Source organism: Lysobacter sp. CC-YZS074, assembly GCF_056739745.1.
The window spans coordinates 1,764,942-1,778,972 of record NZ_CP200301.1 but is presented as its reverse complement, the minus strand read 5'-3'; the positions used below and the strand labels follow the sequence as shown (position 1 = coordinate 1,778,972).

At 64.4% G+C, this 14,031-nt stretch carries 15 protein-coding genes and 1 tRNA gene; 12 read left to right on the top strand and 4 right to left on the bottom strand.

The features are described from left to right. Positions 1 to 106: 106 nt before the first annotated feature. Positions 107 to 622 carry a DUF411 domain-containing protein gene (locus tag U8331_RS07975; RefSeq protein ID WP_481130525.1) on the bottom strand — a complete coding sequence of 172 codons (516 nt, stop codon included), beginning with the start codon at positions 620 to 622 and terminating at the stop codon, positions 107 to 109. A 73-nt stretch (positions 623 to 695) separates the two neighbouring features. Next, on the bottom strand, positions 696 to 1,463 hold the full coding sequence (locus U8331_RS07970; RefSeq protein ID WP_481130524.1) for a copper resistance protein B: 768 nt from the start codon (positions 1,461 to 1,463) through the stop codon (positions 696 to 698). Positions 1,464 to 1,469: 6 nt separating this feature from the next. Here U8331_RS07970 and U8331_RS07965 point away from each other — a divergent pair, with 6 nt between their 5' ends. After that, positions 1,470 to 1,844: a hypothetical protein gene (locus tag U8331_RS07965; protein ID WP_481130523.1), complete on the top strand. Its 375-nt coding sequence runs from the start codon at positions 1,470 to 1,472 to the stop codon at positions 1,842 to 1,844. Here the strand turns inward: U8331_RS07965 and U8331_RS07960 are convergent. Further along, on the bottom strand, positions 1,796 to 3,643 hold the full coding sequence (locus tag U8331_RS07960) for a copper resistance system multicopper oxidase (protein WP_481130522.1): 1,848 nt from the start codon (positions 3,641 to 3,643) through the stop codon (positions 1,796 to 1,798). The genes U8331_RS07965 and U8331_RS07960 overlap by 49 nt on opposite strands. Positions 3,644 to 3,749: 106 nt before the next feature. Continuing rightward, positions 3,750 to 4,148 (bottom strand): CopL family metal-binding regulatory protein, encoded by a 399-nt coding sequence (locus U8331_RS07955; protein ID WP_481132926.1) that lies wholly within the window; start codon positions 4,146 to 4,148, stop codon positions 3,750 to 3,752. An 812-nt stretch (positions 4,149 to 4,960) separates the two neighbouring features. Between U8331_RS07955 and U8331_RS07950 the strand changes: the two genes are divergently transcribed. From U8331_RS07950 to U8331_RS07900, 11 genes are all read left to right on the top strand, one after another. Continuing rightward, positions 4,961 to 6,850: a hypothetical protein gene (locus U8331_RS07950; protein WP_481130521.1), complete on the top strand. Its 1,890-nt coding sequence runs from the start codon at positions 4,961 to 4,963 to the stop codon at positions 6,848 to 6,850. Positions 6,851 to 6,853: 3 nt separating this feature from the next. Next, positions 6,854 to 7,852 (top strand): ATP-binding protein, encoded by a 999-nt coding sequence (locus U8331_RS07945; RefSeq protein WP_481130520.1) that lies wholly within the window; start codon positions 6,854 to 6,856, stop codon positions 7,850 to 7,852. Between the two features lie 431 nt (positions 7,853 to 8,283). After that, entirely contained in the window at positions 8,284 to 8,982 is a 699-nt protein-coding gene (locus U8331_RS07940) for a hypothetical protein (protein WP_481130519.1), read from the top strand. Between the two features lie 586 nt (positions 8,983 to 9,568). Next, positions 9,569 to 9,901, top strand: coding sequence for a helix-turn-helix domain-containing protein (locus tag U8331_RS07935; RefSeq protein ID WP_481130518.1), 333 nt, complete (start codon positions 9,569 to 9,571; stop codon positions 9,899 to 9,901). Further along, positions 9,898 to 10,203 carry a hypothetical protein gene (locus U8331_RS07930; protein ID WP_481130517.1) on the top strand — a complete coding sequence of 102 codons (306 nt, stop codon included), beginning with the start codon at positions 9,898 to 9,900 and terminating at the stop codon, positions 10,201 to 10,203. Before U8331_RS07935 ends, U8331_RS07930 begins: the two co-directional genes overlap by 4 nt. Then, positions 10,197 to 10,514 (top strand): hypothetical protein, encoded by a 318-nt coding sequence (locus tag U8331_RS07925; protein ID WP_481130516.1) that lies wholly within the window; start codon positions 10,197 to 10,199, stop codon positions 10,512 to 10,514. Before U8331_RS07930 ends, U8331_RS07925 begins: the two co-directional genes overlap by 7 nt. Then, entirely contained in the window at positions 10,441 to 10,788 is a 348-nt protein-coding gene (locus U8331_RS07920; protein WP_481130515.1) for an SEC-C metal-binding domain-containing protein, read from the top strand. Before U8331_RS07925 ends, U8331_RS07920 begins: the two co-directional genes overlap by 74 nt. 91 nt (positions 10,789 to 10,879) lie before the next feature. Further along, a tRNA-Ile gene (locus tag U8331_RS07915) sits at positions 10,880 to 10,969 on the top strand. 51 nt (positions 10,970 to 11,020) lie between these two features. After that, positions 11,021 to 11,413: a hypothetical protein gene (locus U8331_RS07910; RefSeq protein WP_481130514.1), complete on the top strand. Its 393-nt coding sequence runs from the start codon at positions 11,021 to 11,023 to the stop codon at positions 11,411 to 11,413. Positions 11,414 to 11,470: 57 nt separating this feature from the next. Beyond that, entirely contained in the window at positions 11,471 to 12,751 is a 1,281-nt protein-coding gene (locus U8331_RS07905) for a TolC family protein (RefSeq protein ID WP_481130513.1), read from the top strand. Positions 12,752 to 12,756: 5 nt separating this feature from the next. Next, a complete protein-coding gene (locus U8331_RS07900) occupies positions 12,757 to 14,022 on the top strand; it encodes an efflux RND transporter periplasmic adaptor subunit (RefSeq protein ID WP_481132925.1) in 1,266 nt (421 codons plus the stop codon). Positions 14,023 to 14,031: the final 9 nt, after the last annotated feature.

Genomic DNA, 14,031 nt, shown 5'->3' with positions numbered 1-14,031 from the left:
CGTTCTCCGTTGAAGGCCGACGGAGTTCGGCGCGTCGGCATCGCCGCCCCTGGCCTGCGACCCTAGGGGCGGCGATGTCCACGCAGTGTCGAGCCCGTCGCCGACCTCAATCGCCGTGGGTGGCGAAGGGCGTGGTGGAGCCGTCCTTGCCCACCAGTTCCACCGTGTACGGGTCCACCGCACCGCCGGGCACCTCCATGCCGGGCGAGCCCTTGGGCATGCCGGGAACGGTCAATCCCCGTGCCTCGGGCCGTTCGGCCAGCAGCCGCTTGACGTCGGCCGCGGGCACGTGGCCTTCGATGAAGTAGCCGCCGATCTGCGCCGTGTGGCACGAAGCCTTCGCCGCCGGAACGCCGAGGCGCTCCTTGATCGAATGGACATCACTGACGTTGCGCGCCTCGACCGCGAAGCCCGCTTCGCGCATGTGTTCGATCCACAACTCGCAGCAGCCGCAGTACGGGCTCTTGTGGACGAGCAGAGTGGACGGGGCCGGCTCCGCGGCGGTGCGATCGGTGGCGGGCTGCGCCGTGGCATCGTGTTGCGGCGAGCGTGCGCAGACGGCGGTGCCGGTCACCGACAATGCGACGGCGAGTGCGGCTGTCATCAGGCGGGTGTGCTTCATGGTTACCTCGGTCAGGGCCGGATGGCCATTGGCTGGAAGTGGGGAAGGGGAGCGTTGGTCGCGTGCGCGTGGCTCAGAACCAGGTCCGGAGGCCAAGGACGAAGCGGGCATCGTCCACGTCGTGCCCGGCCGCGCGACGGAGATCCGCGGTCTGGCCGTACGCACGCTCCCAGGCCACGCCCACGTACGGTGCGAACCGGCGGGTGAATTCGTAACGCAGGCGCAAACCGGCCTCCACGGTGCCCAGTCCAGATCCTAGGCCGCGGCGGATGTCGTCCCGTCCCCAGGCTTCGGCCTCGACCACCGACTGCAGGATCAGGCGGTTGGTGAGCAGCGTCTCGTACTCCGCCGCGACCGCGAGCCCGGTCTGGCCACCGCTGCCGACATAGGCGGTGGCCTCGACCTCGAACATCCCCGGTGCAAGCCCCATGACCCCGGCCGCGATGAACGTCTGCGACGGACGCTCGCCGAAATCGTGGCGGATCCCGACAACCGCGTCCCACCAGCGCGCCACCGCACGGCCGTACAGCATCTCGACATCGGCCGATTCGAGATCCCCGTCGACGTGTTCGCCCTCGCTGCGCAGCCACAGGCGGTCCAGGTCCGTGCCGAACCAGCCGCTGCCTTCCCACGACAACGCATTGCCGGCGTCGCTGGTTTCCAGCCTGTCCAGCATGGCGAAGCGGTACGCGCGGCTGTCGTGCGTGGTGTGGCCGTGGGTGGGCGGGAAGGCCGCGGCGCGGTCGGCGGTATCCAGCGTCGGGATCGGCGTGATCGGCGCGGCCGTCGGCGGCAGGTCGGGCGATGGCGCGGCCTGTTCCCCGTGGCTGCCGTGGCTCATCGCCGCATGGTCGACCTGCAGCGCGGCGCCGTTGGGCGGGTGATGCGCGGAACGGCCGCCGGCATGCGTTCCCGGCGCCTGCGTCGCCGTCCGGTGGGCGGCGTGTGGATCCACCGGCGTCGACGCGTTGGCGGCAGGCGGATGGTGATCGACATGGGAATCGGCGGGCTGCATCGCCGGGGATGCCTCGACAGCACCGGCGATAGCGGGCGCGTTCCCGTGATCGCCATGGAGATGCGCTGCTTGGTCCTGTGCCCGTACCGGCAGGACGGCGCACAGGACGAGTGCCACGGCGAGTGGCAAGCGCTTGCGGGGCAGGGGGGGCATCGGCTTCATTCGTCCACCCTCACTTCGCGCATCATTCCCGCTTCCATGTGGTAGAGCAGGTGGCAGTGGTAGGCCCAGCGACCGAGCGCGTCGGCGCGCACGCGGTAGCTGCGGCGGGTACCGGGTGGCATGTCGATGGTGTGCTTGCGCACCAGGAACCGTCCGTCTTCGTCCTCGAGGTCGCTCCACATGCCGTGCAGGTGGATGGGGTGGGTCATCATCGTGTCGTTGACCAGCACGATGCGCATGCGCTCGCCGTAGTTGAGCCGCAGCGGCTCGGCATCCGAGAACTTCATGCCGTCGAACGACCAGGCGAAACGCTCCATGTGGCCGGTGAGGTGCAGTTCGACGGTGCGGCCGGGCTCACGGCCGTCCGGGTCACCGAAGGTGCTGCGCAGGTCGGCGTAGGCCAGCACGCGTCGGCCGTTGTCGCGCAGGCCGATGCCGGGGTCGCCGAGCTTCGGCGCCGGGTTCATCGTCTGCATGTCGACCAGCGGGTTGCCGGATTCGGACGGCGGGTGGCGCTGCGTTCCGCTCGCCGTCGTGCTTTCCGTTGGCGACGGGTGGTGCTGGCCATGGCCGGCGACGGCGTGGCCCATGCCAGCGTGGTCCATGGTCGAAGGGTCCAAAGCTGCGGAACCCGCCGCGGCGGCGCCATGGCCGCCGTGTCCGGATCCATGCGCGCCATGTCCCATGTCGCCCATCGTCAGGACTGGGCGCGGGTCAACGGCCGGCACCGGGGCGCGCAGTCCTTCGCGGACGGCCAGCGTGCCGGACACGAAGCCGGTGCGGCCCAGGTCCTGGGCGAAGACGGTGAACGCATCCTGCCCGGACGGCTCGACGATCACGTCGAAGGTCTCGGCCGCGGCGATGCGGAACTCGTCGACGCTCACCGGATGCACGTACTGGCCGTCGGCCGCGACCACCGTCATCTTCAGGCCGGGAATACGCACGTCGAAATGGGTCATCGACGAGCCGTTGATGAAGCGCAGCCGCACCTTCTCGCCCGGGCGGAACAGCCCGGTCCAGTTGCCGGCCGACGTGGTGCCGTTCATCAGGTAGGTGTAGGTGTTGGCGTTGACGTCCGACAGGTCGGTCGGCGTCATCCTCATCCCGCCCCACATCGCCCGGTCCTGCAACGTCGCCGACAGGCCGTGCCGGCGCACGTCCGCGAGGAAGTCGCCGACGGTGAGCTTGGCCCGGTTGTCGTAGTCGGACATCTGCTTGAGCCGGGCGAACAGCCGGGCGGGGTCGAGGTCGGTCCAGTCGCTCAGCAGCACCACGTAATCGCGGTGGTAGGTGAACGGCTCGGGCTCCAGCGGATCGATGATCAGCGCGCCATACAGCCCGGCCTGTTCCTGGAACGCCGAATGGCTGTGGTACCAGTAGGTGCCGCCCTGGCGCACGTCGAAACGGTACTGGTAGCTCTCGCCACGGTCGATGCCGTCGAAGCTGATGCCCGGCACGCCGTCCATGTTGGCCGGCAGCAGGATGCCGTGCCAGTGGATCGAGGTGGAATGGCCGTGGATGGAGCCGGGCGGCAAACGGTTGGACACCCGCAGGTTGACCGTGGTGCCCTCGCGCCAGCGCAACGTCGGTGCGGGCAGGGAACCATTGACCGTCACCGCGGGACGGACCACGCCGGTGAAGTCCATCGGCGTCTCGCCGATGGCCAGGTCGAACTCGGTACCGCTCAGGACTTCAGCCTGGCCCGGAGATCGCAGTGCCCACGAGGGACGCGACCAGAGCCCCAGGCCGGCGACGGCGCCACCGGCGGCGATGCCCTGGACGAAGCGGCGGCGCATGGGCGAACGGACCGACTCGGAGTCCGGACCGGGAAAACGGAATGACATGAAAAAACCTCAAGCTGCGATCGATTGCGCGATGGGTCCGCCTTGGCAGACAAGGCGTGCGAGTGGCCCGAAGCGAGCCACGGGTGGCGCCCTGCGGCGCCCATCGTCAGCCGATTGGAGGTCGGATCAAACCTGCGAGGAGCGGCGGCACATGGTCGATGCGCAGTGCCGGTATGGAAACAATCCGCGGGGGACCGGAAGGTGGCAACCGGACATCCAGCACGAAGAGCGAGGGGCTCTGGACCCCGGTGCAATCGCAACGGTCCGGATCGCAGCAGTTGGAGTCCGCGGGGCCGCCGTCGTTGGCTGCAACCTGAGCGGAATTGGCATTCCCGCCGTGGCAGGGTGCCTGACCGTCGCCAGGCGGCGCCGCCGGCGCTTGCAGGTGCGGTTGGACGTCGGCGTGTGCAAGTTCCATCGCCGCCGACGCCACGGCCGTCCCCGTTCCGTTGAAGACCAACGCGAACGCAAGCAGTAGACGTAGCAGAAGCGCCCGGGTAGCCATGCCCGGAGAGTTTAACGTCAGCCGGTGGATGCGCACCGAAATGCGCCAAGTATCGGAACTAGGAAGTGCTTGATTAATCTGCAGCAAAGAAGCGAACTGGTGAAATTCAGGTGTTGAGTTGAGCAGCTGAAAGTACTATACAGAGGGCGCCGAGAGCGGAGAATGCCCCCATGGGGTGAATGCTCGTCCAGATCCTCTCAGGGTTGAGCTCACGTTGCAGCAGCGACGGTCTCTCCCAGTGTGCGTCTACTACAGTGCAAAGCTGGCTAGAGAGGTCGTCGTTCAGGCTCGCTGCTATTGGTTGGGGCTGTGGCTGGACTGGGCGGCGGACGTACGTACGTATGTTGAGCGTCCCCGTGACCCGGGCAACCCGAATGATGCGCTAGCCGACTTCTGGGTCGTGTACGCCGGCAGCGAACTATTGCTGGACGTAGCCCCAGAAGCGAAGGTGACAGCAAGGGTGGCACCTAATGCTTGGGCACTTACTGAGAATGGCTATGTAGCCATCGACGAGAGTAGGGGGCGGATTACGCCTCATTGGGCTTGGGGTCGCCGTGCATTGCTCCTGGGTCTTGAGCAGGCCCATCCATACGCCGTGGCAGCGAGCCTGCAAGACGGGCTGAAATTAACGTGCAGTGCCTTGCTTAAGAACTGGCCGGCCGAGGGGCGCAGCGTCCGAGAGGCGTGCTCGCGCGCGGGGGCAAATCCCTACGTCGTGCAGAGCGCGATCTTTCACCTGGTCCGAACTGGACACCTGAACATCGACTGGACCCAAGGAATTTCTTGGGATTCCGTTCTGACGAGAAAAGAGCATGCATCGCAAGATTGAAGCTCTTTTCGCTCCTCAATGGCGAGATACGTCAGTCTGGCCGACGCCCTCAGACATCGAGCTGCCCGAGGCCTACCGCACCTCATACGCAAAGCGTAAACGGGCGGTCGAGCACTACATGTCTGGAGAATCACTCAAGTCAATCTGTGAAGCGGAATCAATAGACCCCTCGACTTTTTACCGCCTCCTGCGAGCGTGTGCCACGATCGATCCGGTGGCAGGCATTAGCGGCTTCCACGCGCTCATTCCGTATCGTAGGCAGAAGCACTATGAGCGCCTAAAGCCAGCGGATGAAAACGTGCTAGCAGGAGGTTCGGGGGCAGCCGGCCTTTTTCAGCAACTGGTCTCAACGCACGAACAATTGGGAACGTTGCTAGCGAAACAGGCTGAGAAATACTCGAAACTTGGCTACACAGGTCGCATCCCGATAGCGAAAGAGCATTCCAAATTCCTAAATTCGGTTTACGCGATCAATGGGAAGAGTGGCTATCCGTTTACGTTGAGAAACAATGGAAGGGAAGGATATCGCCAAGCGCTGCATGCTGAAATCGCGCGTCAGCGAGGCGACTCGCGCGCGCCCTACCGGGAGTCCGTAAGCCGCGCGTTCCGCCCACAAATCGACGTCTTCTACCGCCAGGTTCAAATCGATGCGCACCGCCTGGATAGCTTCATACAAGTTAGGTTTGAAGGTCGTAAGGGACGGTCTAAGACACGGGCGATTCGCCCTTGGCTAATCGCAGCCGTTGAGGTGGACAGCAGGGCGTGCATCGGTTGGAGCTTCTCCATTGAACGCGAGCCCTCGCGCCTGGATCTCCTCCGCTGCCTGAGCAACATGATGGAGCCTTGGCACCGAAGGGTAGAGTTCGCAATAGACGGCTTGGATTACAAGCCTGGGGCGGCCATGCCCTCGGGGGTCGTCGAGATTTGTAATGGACGCTACCCCGACTCCATCAGCCTCGATAATGCGCTTTGTGGCCATGCTGACCACATCCGCGAAGTCGTGGTCAGAAGGCTCCACGCGGCTTTGCACCTGGGGCTGCCCGGCGAGCCGCGGACCCGCTCAGAGGTCGAGCAGTTATTCAATACGCTTACACATCGAAATGTGCAGCATCTAAAGACGGGCGTGCGGCCCGACATGAGCAATCAAGAGCGCAAAGCCGCAATGCAGGAGGCAGAGGAGAATGGCCTGACAGTTGAGCAAATTGAGGAGTATCTGGACGTTATCATCTGCAACTACAACGCGCACCCTACGTCGGCACACTATGGAAAATCACCCCTTCAGGCGCTACGAGAGGAGTCTTCCCGTGTCTTGGCGAGACGTGACACCTCTGCCAATGCCTCCTGGAGGAACCTGCTTGTCGTCGATCTTCAGGTTCCCGTGAGGGCCGACGACGGCCACCCGCCCCACGTTAATTACGCGGGTGCTTCATACACGAACGACTTGCTTCGTTCGAGTGACATCCTGCTAGGAACTGACATCATCATTTCCTGTGACCTTAATGACTTGCGCACGGTCAGGGCCCGTCAGCTGAACGGCACATCCATCGGGGTTCTATTGGCCCGGGGTCCTTGGGCCCATTTTGTTCACGATGCCAGACGCCGTAAGCAGCTCAACCGAGAGATTCGTGATGGTAATTTTTGTTGGGATCCAGCGGTAGACCCTGAGGAGCAGGTGGATAGCTTCTTTCGTCGTCGAAAGGGACCCGAAAGGGCTCAGGTCGCCAATAATAATGGTCTGCTCCGCCAGCAAGCGGGGGCGTCGAGGGTTTCGCAGAAGGCGGAACGCAGGGCGGCTCCCAGGCTTATCGCCGATGTGGCGACTCCTCGCGTACTGAACCTCGATCGCGTGCTCGGTGACAAGCTCAAAGGGTAACCCATGAAAGCCGTGCACCCAATTGCGAGGAATGACTATCTCATCCTCACTCGGCCCATTGAGCGCATCATGGCGAGTCTGGTGGGGTGGATCACGCTTAATTTTTCCGGCGCGATAATCTATGGGCAACGCCGCTTGGGAAAGTCGCAGTGTGCGGAGTTCATCAAGCGGTACCTCGGTGATGTACTCGGTTACAAGATCGCAGTGGTGCTTCACTGTGTCCGCAAGCACGACACTGTTCGGGAGGGCGACTTCCTGGACAAGATGCTGCGTTCATTGGGAGTTGCTCCACCTAAGCGGGGCACCAAAGATCAGAAGATGCAACTAATCCTCAACCGCTTTCTGATGTTGGCTCGACGATGCCCAGTAAGAAAAGTCATCTTAGTGCTTGATGATGCCCAACGCTTGGAGACGCTGCATTTAGAGATCCTGATGTCGATTCAAAACGAGCTTTACCAGGAGCACCGGGTAATGCTCTTCACGCTGTTGGTAGGCCAACCTCAGCTCAAACTCAAGCGTGAAATGCTAACGGCCGCAGGGGAAAAGCAGATCACTGCCCGGCTCATGGCCGACGAGGTGGAGTTCGTCGGGCAGCGCTCCCTTGAAGAGTTCCAGTTTGCGTTCAATCGATTCGATGAGCACTGCTTCTACCCGAGCCGCAGTCGGATCAGTTTCACGCAGGGGCTGGCGCCGGAGGCATGGGCAGCAGGATGGCGACTGGCATCAGAGGCTGAAGCCCTGTGGAGCGAATACACCGAGCGTCGCGAAGGGATGGGGCTGGAGCCGGTGGAGGAAGCCTCCATGCAGGCGCTGACCACGATGGCGACGTACATCTACCAACGCTATGCGTGTCAGTCCGGCTTTACGGGCTTGGGAGAGGAGCAAGTCGCGGAGGTCGTCAACTTTGCAGGACTGCTGCAGCTGGAGACACCCGCCCGCAAGGATGCAACGAATGGCCAAGACGACACTACGGCAGCGGATGCTGACGCTCAAAAGGCTTGAACGGTGGTTTCACCGGCACGTCAACAAGACACTTGGACAGGCGTGGCCCAGAAGCGCTCGTCCAAATCAGTCGGTTGAAAGGGCGAAGCCTTTAGAGAGCGCCGTATCCGGTAGTCCCTGGCGATCCATCCGCTTGCCCTCCTCGCGTTTCAGCAGCAGGCCGACGCATTGGCCGGTGCAGCAGGACGGCCATGGCTGCACCTGCTGATGAACCGATTCGCCAGCCCACTGGTGGCGCGCGGCGGCTGGTCCGCACGTGCAGTTGCCGATTTTTTTGCGGATGGACTTTCCTCGGCAATCCCATCTGCCACCGTCGAGTCTCGAGGCGCTCGAGCTCCGCATAGGCTTCAAAAAGCAGTCTGACGAAGCTTCGTCGAGTGGCGTCCTGGCGGGGTGGGTGCGCGGGCGCCTGCCGTCCACTCGGTCAAAACGTGGGGGTCTTCGACGCGACGAACGGCGCGGTGGATCTAAACCACTACGTCAATCACCCACTGGTGCGTCTCGCGAGTCTCGAGACCCCACCTCTGAACTGGTTGCAAACACAGATTGCCAACGCCCCCGGCGCCCTCCGTCAGGAGGCCGGTCTGCCAGTCGCAGATGATCCGCTGGTGGTTCCAGTTGCGGTGAGCCGTCGTCACTGCCAGCTGTTACGCGAGCGTGGCTCTGTTGAGGCGTTTCTGCTGCTCCTCGCGCTCGCACGCCATGCCGAGCTGACTGGCGATTTTGACGCCCACCGGGCACCCGCTCAGGCGGCTTGGGACCTGCTGCCACGAGTAGTTGCATCCACTCCGTGGCTCCAAGGCAACTGGAGAGCGCTGGCCGCCTGTCTGCATCGCGTGATTTGGTCGCGCGACTACGGCAACGGCCTGCTCGCCGCGCCGCCGTTGCCGAAGCTCATCGAGAATGTTCTGAGTATGCTTAGGGATCCGCAGGTGTCGCTCCACCTGTTGGTCGGTCCCGTAGAACCCCTAAGCCGGGAAGTGGTACGGCAGTTGGTGCATGTTCGATGGCAAATTGAGCAGTTTGAATGCGCTGAGCCCATGCCCGACACCATTGCCTCGTTGTGTTCCCGTCTGGATGGCCTCATCAGTGACCTCCAAGCGATCCCGGCCAATGTTCCCGATAGCTAAGTCACTGGCTCACAGCACTGGCTGAATTTGCGACGGGAGCGGTCAACGCGACCTCTATTGGCCGCCGATCGGCTAGGCAGTGTTCGGACTGCGCTTCTGTTGTGGAAGGTCCGGTCAGTTGCCACCGTCACCAGACTTTGGATGTATAGAGCGGATCGACACCGCGTGGGTCGACAGGAATCGTCCCATGGCTGACCGTATCTTGAGTGCTTCCGGTGGTATCTCCAATCCATATCGAGCGGCCAAGTCAAAGGCGTACTTCAGCTGCGCGTCGGTTGGTGGTCGATTATCCCGATTGGGCGGATCTACTAGTACGCCGAAGAGCCGGTACGCCAATAGCTCGCCAAGTCGCTGATCCCCCAGTCTCGCGAGTTCCTGATGGCCCCGCTCAATGAGTTGCTCGGCTACATCGGCCCGGACGGGCACCTCCAGGCTCGATCCGGATAAGGCAATGCTTAGGACAGCGGCAGGTGCATCCGCGCCCATAGTGGGAGATCTCTCATGTTGAGATGTATCTAAGGATACCTTAGTATCGCTGTGGGGCGATCTTTCGCAGCCTGACGGTTCACACCCGAAGGAAGTGAGAGTGACCAAGGTCGCCCAAGAGCGCTCGGTATTTTCGATGCGGCTGTCCCAAGCGCGCGAGCGCGCCGCTTTTTCCCAAGCGGAGCTTGGGCGACGCGCCGGATTCGATCCGTCAGGAGCAAGTCCGAGAGTCAATCAGTACGAGCGCGGTAGGCATATGCCTGACCTAAACACCATCAAGCGGCTGGCCAATGTGCTACGGGTACCGGTGCCATTCCTGTTCGCCGAAGACGAACAGCTGGCAAAGCTTTTGCTCCTGTGGGCAGATCTCACGGCTGCCGATCAGCGCCGATTGATACGAGAACTCGAGGACCAGCGCAACGGCACCAAATGACTCAAAAAGCGCACGCGTACGTGACGCATTGCCGGCAACAAGGTCGAGCAGATCAAGGAACGTTTGCCAACCTGAAGCGTACCGACGACCAGCCGCGCGACTCGCGCATCTACCCGGGCATGTACGCCCCGGCGATGGTCTGGGAGGACGGCGGGCGAGTGATCAAGCCCATGCGCTACCAATGCCGGCCGGCGGGCAAGCCGGAGTTCTACGACCGCAAGTTCCCTGGCACCTACAACGCCCGGCGCGATAGCCTCGAAGGCTTCTGGAAGCCGCTCTTCAGCACTCCCACGCGGTGTTGATTGCGGACCGCTTCTACGAGAACGTCGAGACGCCGGAGGGCAATGCCGTGCTGGAGTTCGCTCCCCGAGCTGGCGAACCAATGCGGATCGCCTGCCTTTGGTCGCGTTGGTCTGCTGGTAACGACGAACTGCTGTCATTCGCCGCGATCACCGACGACCCCGAGCCGGAGGTGGCCGCGGCCGGGCACGACCGGACCATCATCACATCAAGCCCACGCATGGCTGACCCCAAGGCGGGTGAACTGGAAGCGCTGTACGCGATCTTCGACGACAAGCAGCACCCGTACTACGAGCATCGCCAAGCCGCGTAATCCTCGCTTTGCAAAGGGAAGGGCAGGCGTGAGATCCCTTCGGGGGTCGTGGCAAAGGCTATGCCCCGTCCTTACCGGCGATGAGGGCCATGCTTGTACCCGGAGCACCAGTCGGGGTCGCTTTCCCTGTCCAGAATCGGGCCCAAGATGCCAGGCGTTCTTGGCCCACGCGCTGTTATCGGGGCTGCGCCAACACCAGCCGTGCCTGTGCGGCAGTGGAAGCAAGTACAAGCGGTGCCACGGCCGCGAACTGGAGCGCGCCTTTGCCCTGTAGCCCCCTCGGGCGGCATGAGATACGCTCAGCGCATGTTCGCTCGACGGCCCATCGACCATCGAATACCGGCGTGATCTGAGATCCGGATCACGCCCCCGTAGCTCAATGGGTAGAGCAGCGGATTTATATCCCGTAAGCGCCAGATAAGCGGCTAGTGTCGGTTCGAGCCCGACCGGGGGCACACCACGACGAAATTGTGTAACGCCGTCGTCCACAGGTACCCTGCGCGACCATGACCCGTTTTCGCCCCCGCCGCTGGTTGCCGCTCCTGCGCGTTCTCGTGCTGGGGCTCTTTGCGCTGGGGTTGGTGCTGCAGCCGGTGATGGCGGCCGTTGGCGAGATGCACGAACTTGCGCACGACCCCTCGGGCACGCACAGCCACGACCTGCACGCTGAAGAGCTGGATGCGGAACTGGCCGCGGCCGGCGAGCAGGACGAAGGCGGAGCCAAGACCCTGCACGTGCTACTGCATTTTTCGCACTGCTGCGGTGCAGCCGCGGCCCTGCTGCCGGTGCTGAAGCCGCTCCCCGTCATGCCGTTGAGCGGCCGCCTGGCGATCGCGAAGACGCCGATCCCGCTGCAGGCGCGCCTGACTTCACCGTTCAAGCCTCCGATTTTCGTGTGACCGCGCCGCCGGCATGACGCCGGCCCCCGTCACCTCGAATAACCCGGAGCAACCCCCATGCGTTTGCGACTCGCGGCCTTCGCCGCGCTCGTCGTCGTGTGTGCCGTGGCCTTTCCCACGCACGCCGCCGACCCTTTGACCCTGGACGACGCGTTTCAACGCGTCGCCAACACCCATCCCAACCTTCGCCTGTTCGGCACCCGTCGTGACGTGCTGGAAGCCGAACTGGATCGGGCGTCGTTGCGCCCGGCCTTGGTCGCCGGCGCCAGCGTCGAGAACGCGTTCGGCACTGGCGAGGCCAGCGGTCTGGATGGCGCCGAGATCACCCTGAGTCTGGCGTCAGTGCTGGAGCGCGGCGGCAAGCTCGATGCGCGCCGGACCTTGGCGCAGAGTCGGATCGATGCGTTGGCTGTCGAGCGCGAGGCCCAGCGGCTGGACCTGCTGGCCGAGGTGGCGCGTCGGTACCTGGCGATCGTGGCCGCGCAGCAGCAAACCGCGATCGCGCGGTTCGATATCGAGCAGCGCGAGCGCACCGTCGCCGAAGCCCGCAAGCGGCTGCAAGCCGGTGCCTCGCCCGAATCGGTGGTGCTGACCGCCCAGGCCGCACTGGCCCGGGCCGAACTTGACCGCGCACGGGCGCAGCAGCGCGAAACGGCCGCCCGCCAGCACCTGGCGGCGCTGTGGGGCGAACGTGCCCCCACTTTTGAGGTGGCCAGCGGTGATCCGCTCACACTGCCCGAGGTGGCCGACTTTGCGGTGCTGGCCGATTGGCTGGCGCGGACGCCGGAGCTGGCGCAGTTCGTTGGCGAGGCGCGCATCCGCGAGGCGCGCCTGCAGCTCGCCCGCAGCGAAGCCACGCCGGACCTGGACTGGCAAGTGGGCGTGAGCCGGCTGCAAGGCAGTGACGACTTCGGCCTGATTGGCAGTGTCTCGATCCCGCTGGGCAGCGCGAGCCGGGCCCAGCCGGGCATTCGCGCCGCCCGGGCCGAACTGGCCGGGCTGGAGATCGAGCGCGAAGCCAAGGGCCTGTCGCTGTACTCGACCCTGGCCGAGGCCCACGGCCGTTACCGCGTCGCCGCGGTCGAGGTCGAGCGCCTGCGCGACGACGTACTGCCACGACTGACGAAGGCCGAAGCCGCCACACGCACGGCCTACCGCGCCGGCGCCGCCAGCTATCTGGAATGGGCGACCTTGCAGGCCGAGCGCACCGCCGCGCGTAAGCAACAACTGGAGGCCGCGCTGGATGCCCAGCGCGCCTTGATCGAAATCCAGCGACTCACCGGCCAGGCGTTCGTCGCCGGCTCCGGGTCCAACACCGAACAAGGAGTTTCCCCGTGAAGCCTATCCACCTGATCAGCGCGCTAGCGCTGGCGCTGTCGTTGGCTGCCTGCAGCGGCGAGTCCGGCGACGACCACGCCAACGAGGCCGCCGGCGAGCATGCCGCGGAAGAATCCGGCGAACACACCGAGGCAGAGGCCGAGACTGGCGAGCACGGCGGCCGCCTGCTCCAACGCGACGGCTACACGGTCGAGCTGGCGATGGCCGAGGACGGCACACCGCCGCGGTTCCAGGCCTGGCTGTACGAAGACGGCGAGCCACTGCCGGCCACGGCCGGCAAAATCGAGGTGCGCGTGACGCGTCTGGGTGGCCAGACCGCGAGCTACACCCTCACTCCGCAGGAGGACGGCAGCTTGGCTGCGGCCGACACTGTCCCCGAACCGCATTCCTTCGAGGTCGAGGTGCTGGCCAGCATTGGCGACAAGATGCTGCGCTGGGAGTACCCGAGTTACGAGGGCCGCACAATCATCGCCGCGGCGACGGCAGAAAAGTCGGGTATCGAGGTGCAACCCGCTGGACCCGGCGTGATCGCCGACGAGCACGAGGTGCAAGGTCTGCTGACGCCGATCGAGGGTCGGGTCGCCGAGGTTACCGCGCGTTTTCCCGGCCCCATTCGCTCGCTGCGCGCCAATGTCGGCGACCGGGTGCGTGCCGGGCAGACCTTGGCGACGATCGAAAGCAACCTCAGCCTGAGCACCTACAGCGTCGCCGCGCCGATTTCCGGCGTGGTCACCGCTCGCAATGCCTCGGTTGGCGGCCTGGCCGGCGAAGGCATGCCGCTGTTCGAGATCGCCGACCTATCGCAACTGTGGGTCGACCTGCACATTTTCGGCGCCGACGCCCAGCACATCCAGGCGGGCGTGCCGGTCACGGTCACCCGCATGAGCGACGGCAAGACGGTCGAGACCGTGCTCGAACGCGTGCTGCCGGGCATGGCGACCGCCAGCCAGAGCACCGTCGCGCGCGCCACGATCGACAACGCCGATGGCCTGTGGCGGCCCGGCTCGGCGGTCAAGGCGCGCATCACCGTCGAGCAGCAGCCGGTCGAGCTAATGGTGCCGCTGTCGGCGCTGCAGACCATGAACGGTGAGGAAGTGGTGTTCGTCCGCGTCGGTGAGGCCTATCAGGCGCAGCCGGTCGAGGTGGGCCAACGCGACGGCCAACGGGTGGAAATCCTGTCGGGTCTGAACAAGGGCGATCAGGTCGTGGTCCAGGAGAGCTACCTGATCAAGGCCGACATCGAAAAGGAAGGGGCCTCGCATGAGCACTGAGCCCCGTTC

Bases quoted from the DNA above. Each gene is read 5' to 3' on its own strand.
- U8331_RS07910 (WP_481130514.1), top strand. From the start codon at position 11,021: ATGACCCGTTTTCGCCCCCGCCGCTGGTTGCCGCTCCTGCGCGTTCTC.
- U8331_RS07945 (WP_481130520.1), top strand. From the start codon at position 6,854: ATGAAAGCCGTGCACCCAATTGCGAGGAATGACTATCTCATCCTCACT.
- U8331_RS07970 (WP_481130524.1), bottom strand. From the start codon at position 1,463: ATGAGCCACGGCAGCCACGGGGAACAGGCCGCGCCATCGCCCGACCTG.
- U8331_RS07960 (WP_481130522.1), bottom strand. From the start codon at position 3,643: ATGTCATTCCGTTTTCCCGGTCCGGACTCCGAGTCGGTCCGTTCGCCC.
- U8331_RS07950 (WP_481130521.1), top strand. From the start codon at position 4,961: ATGCATCGCAAGATTGAAGCTCTTTTCGCTCCTCAATGGCGAGATACG.
- U8331_RS07975 (WP_481130525.1), bottom strand. From the start codon at position 622: ATGAAGCACACCCGCCTGATGACAGCCGCACTCGCCGTCGCATTGTCG.
- U8331_RS07955 (WP_481132926.1), bottom strand. From the start codon at position 4,148: ATGGCTACCCGGGCGCTTCTGCTACGTCTACTGCTTGCGTTCGCGTTG.
- U8331_RS07905 (WP_481130513.1), top strand. From the start codon at position 11,471: ATGCGTTTGCGACTCGCGGCCTTCGCCGCGCTCGTCGTCGTGTGTGCC.
- U8331_RS07930 (WP_481130517.1), top strand. From the start codon at position 9,898: ATGACTCAAAAAGCGCACGCGTACGTGACGCATTGCCGGCAACAAGGT.
- U8331_RS07965 (WP_481130523.1), top strand. From the start codon at position 1,470: ATGGTCGACCTGCAGCGCGGCGCCGTTGGGCGGGTGATGCGCGGAACG.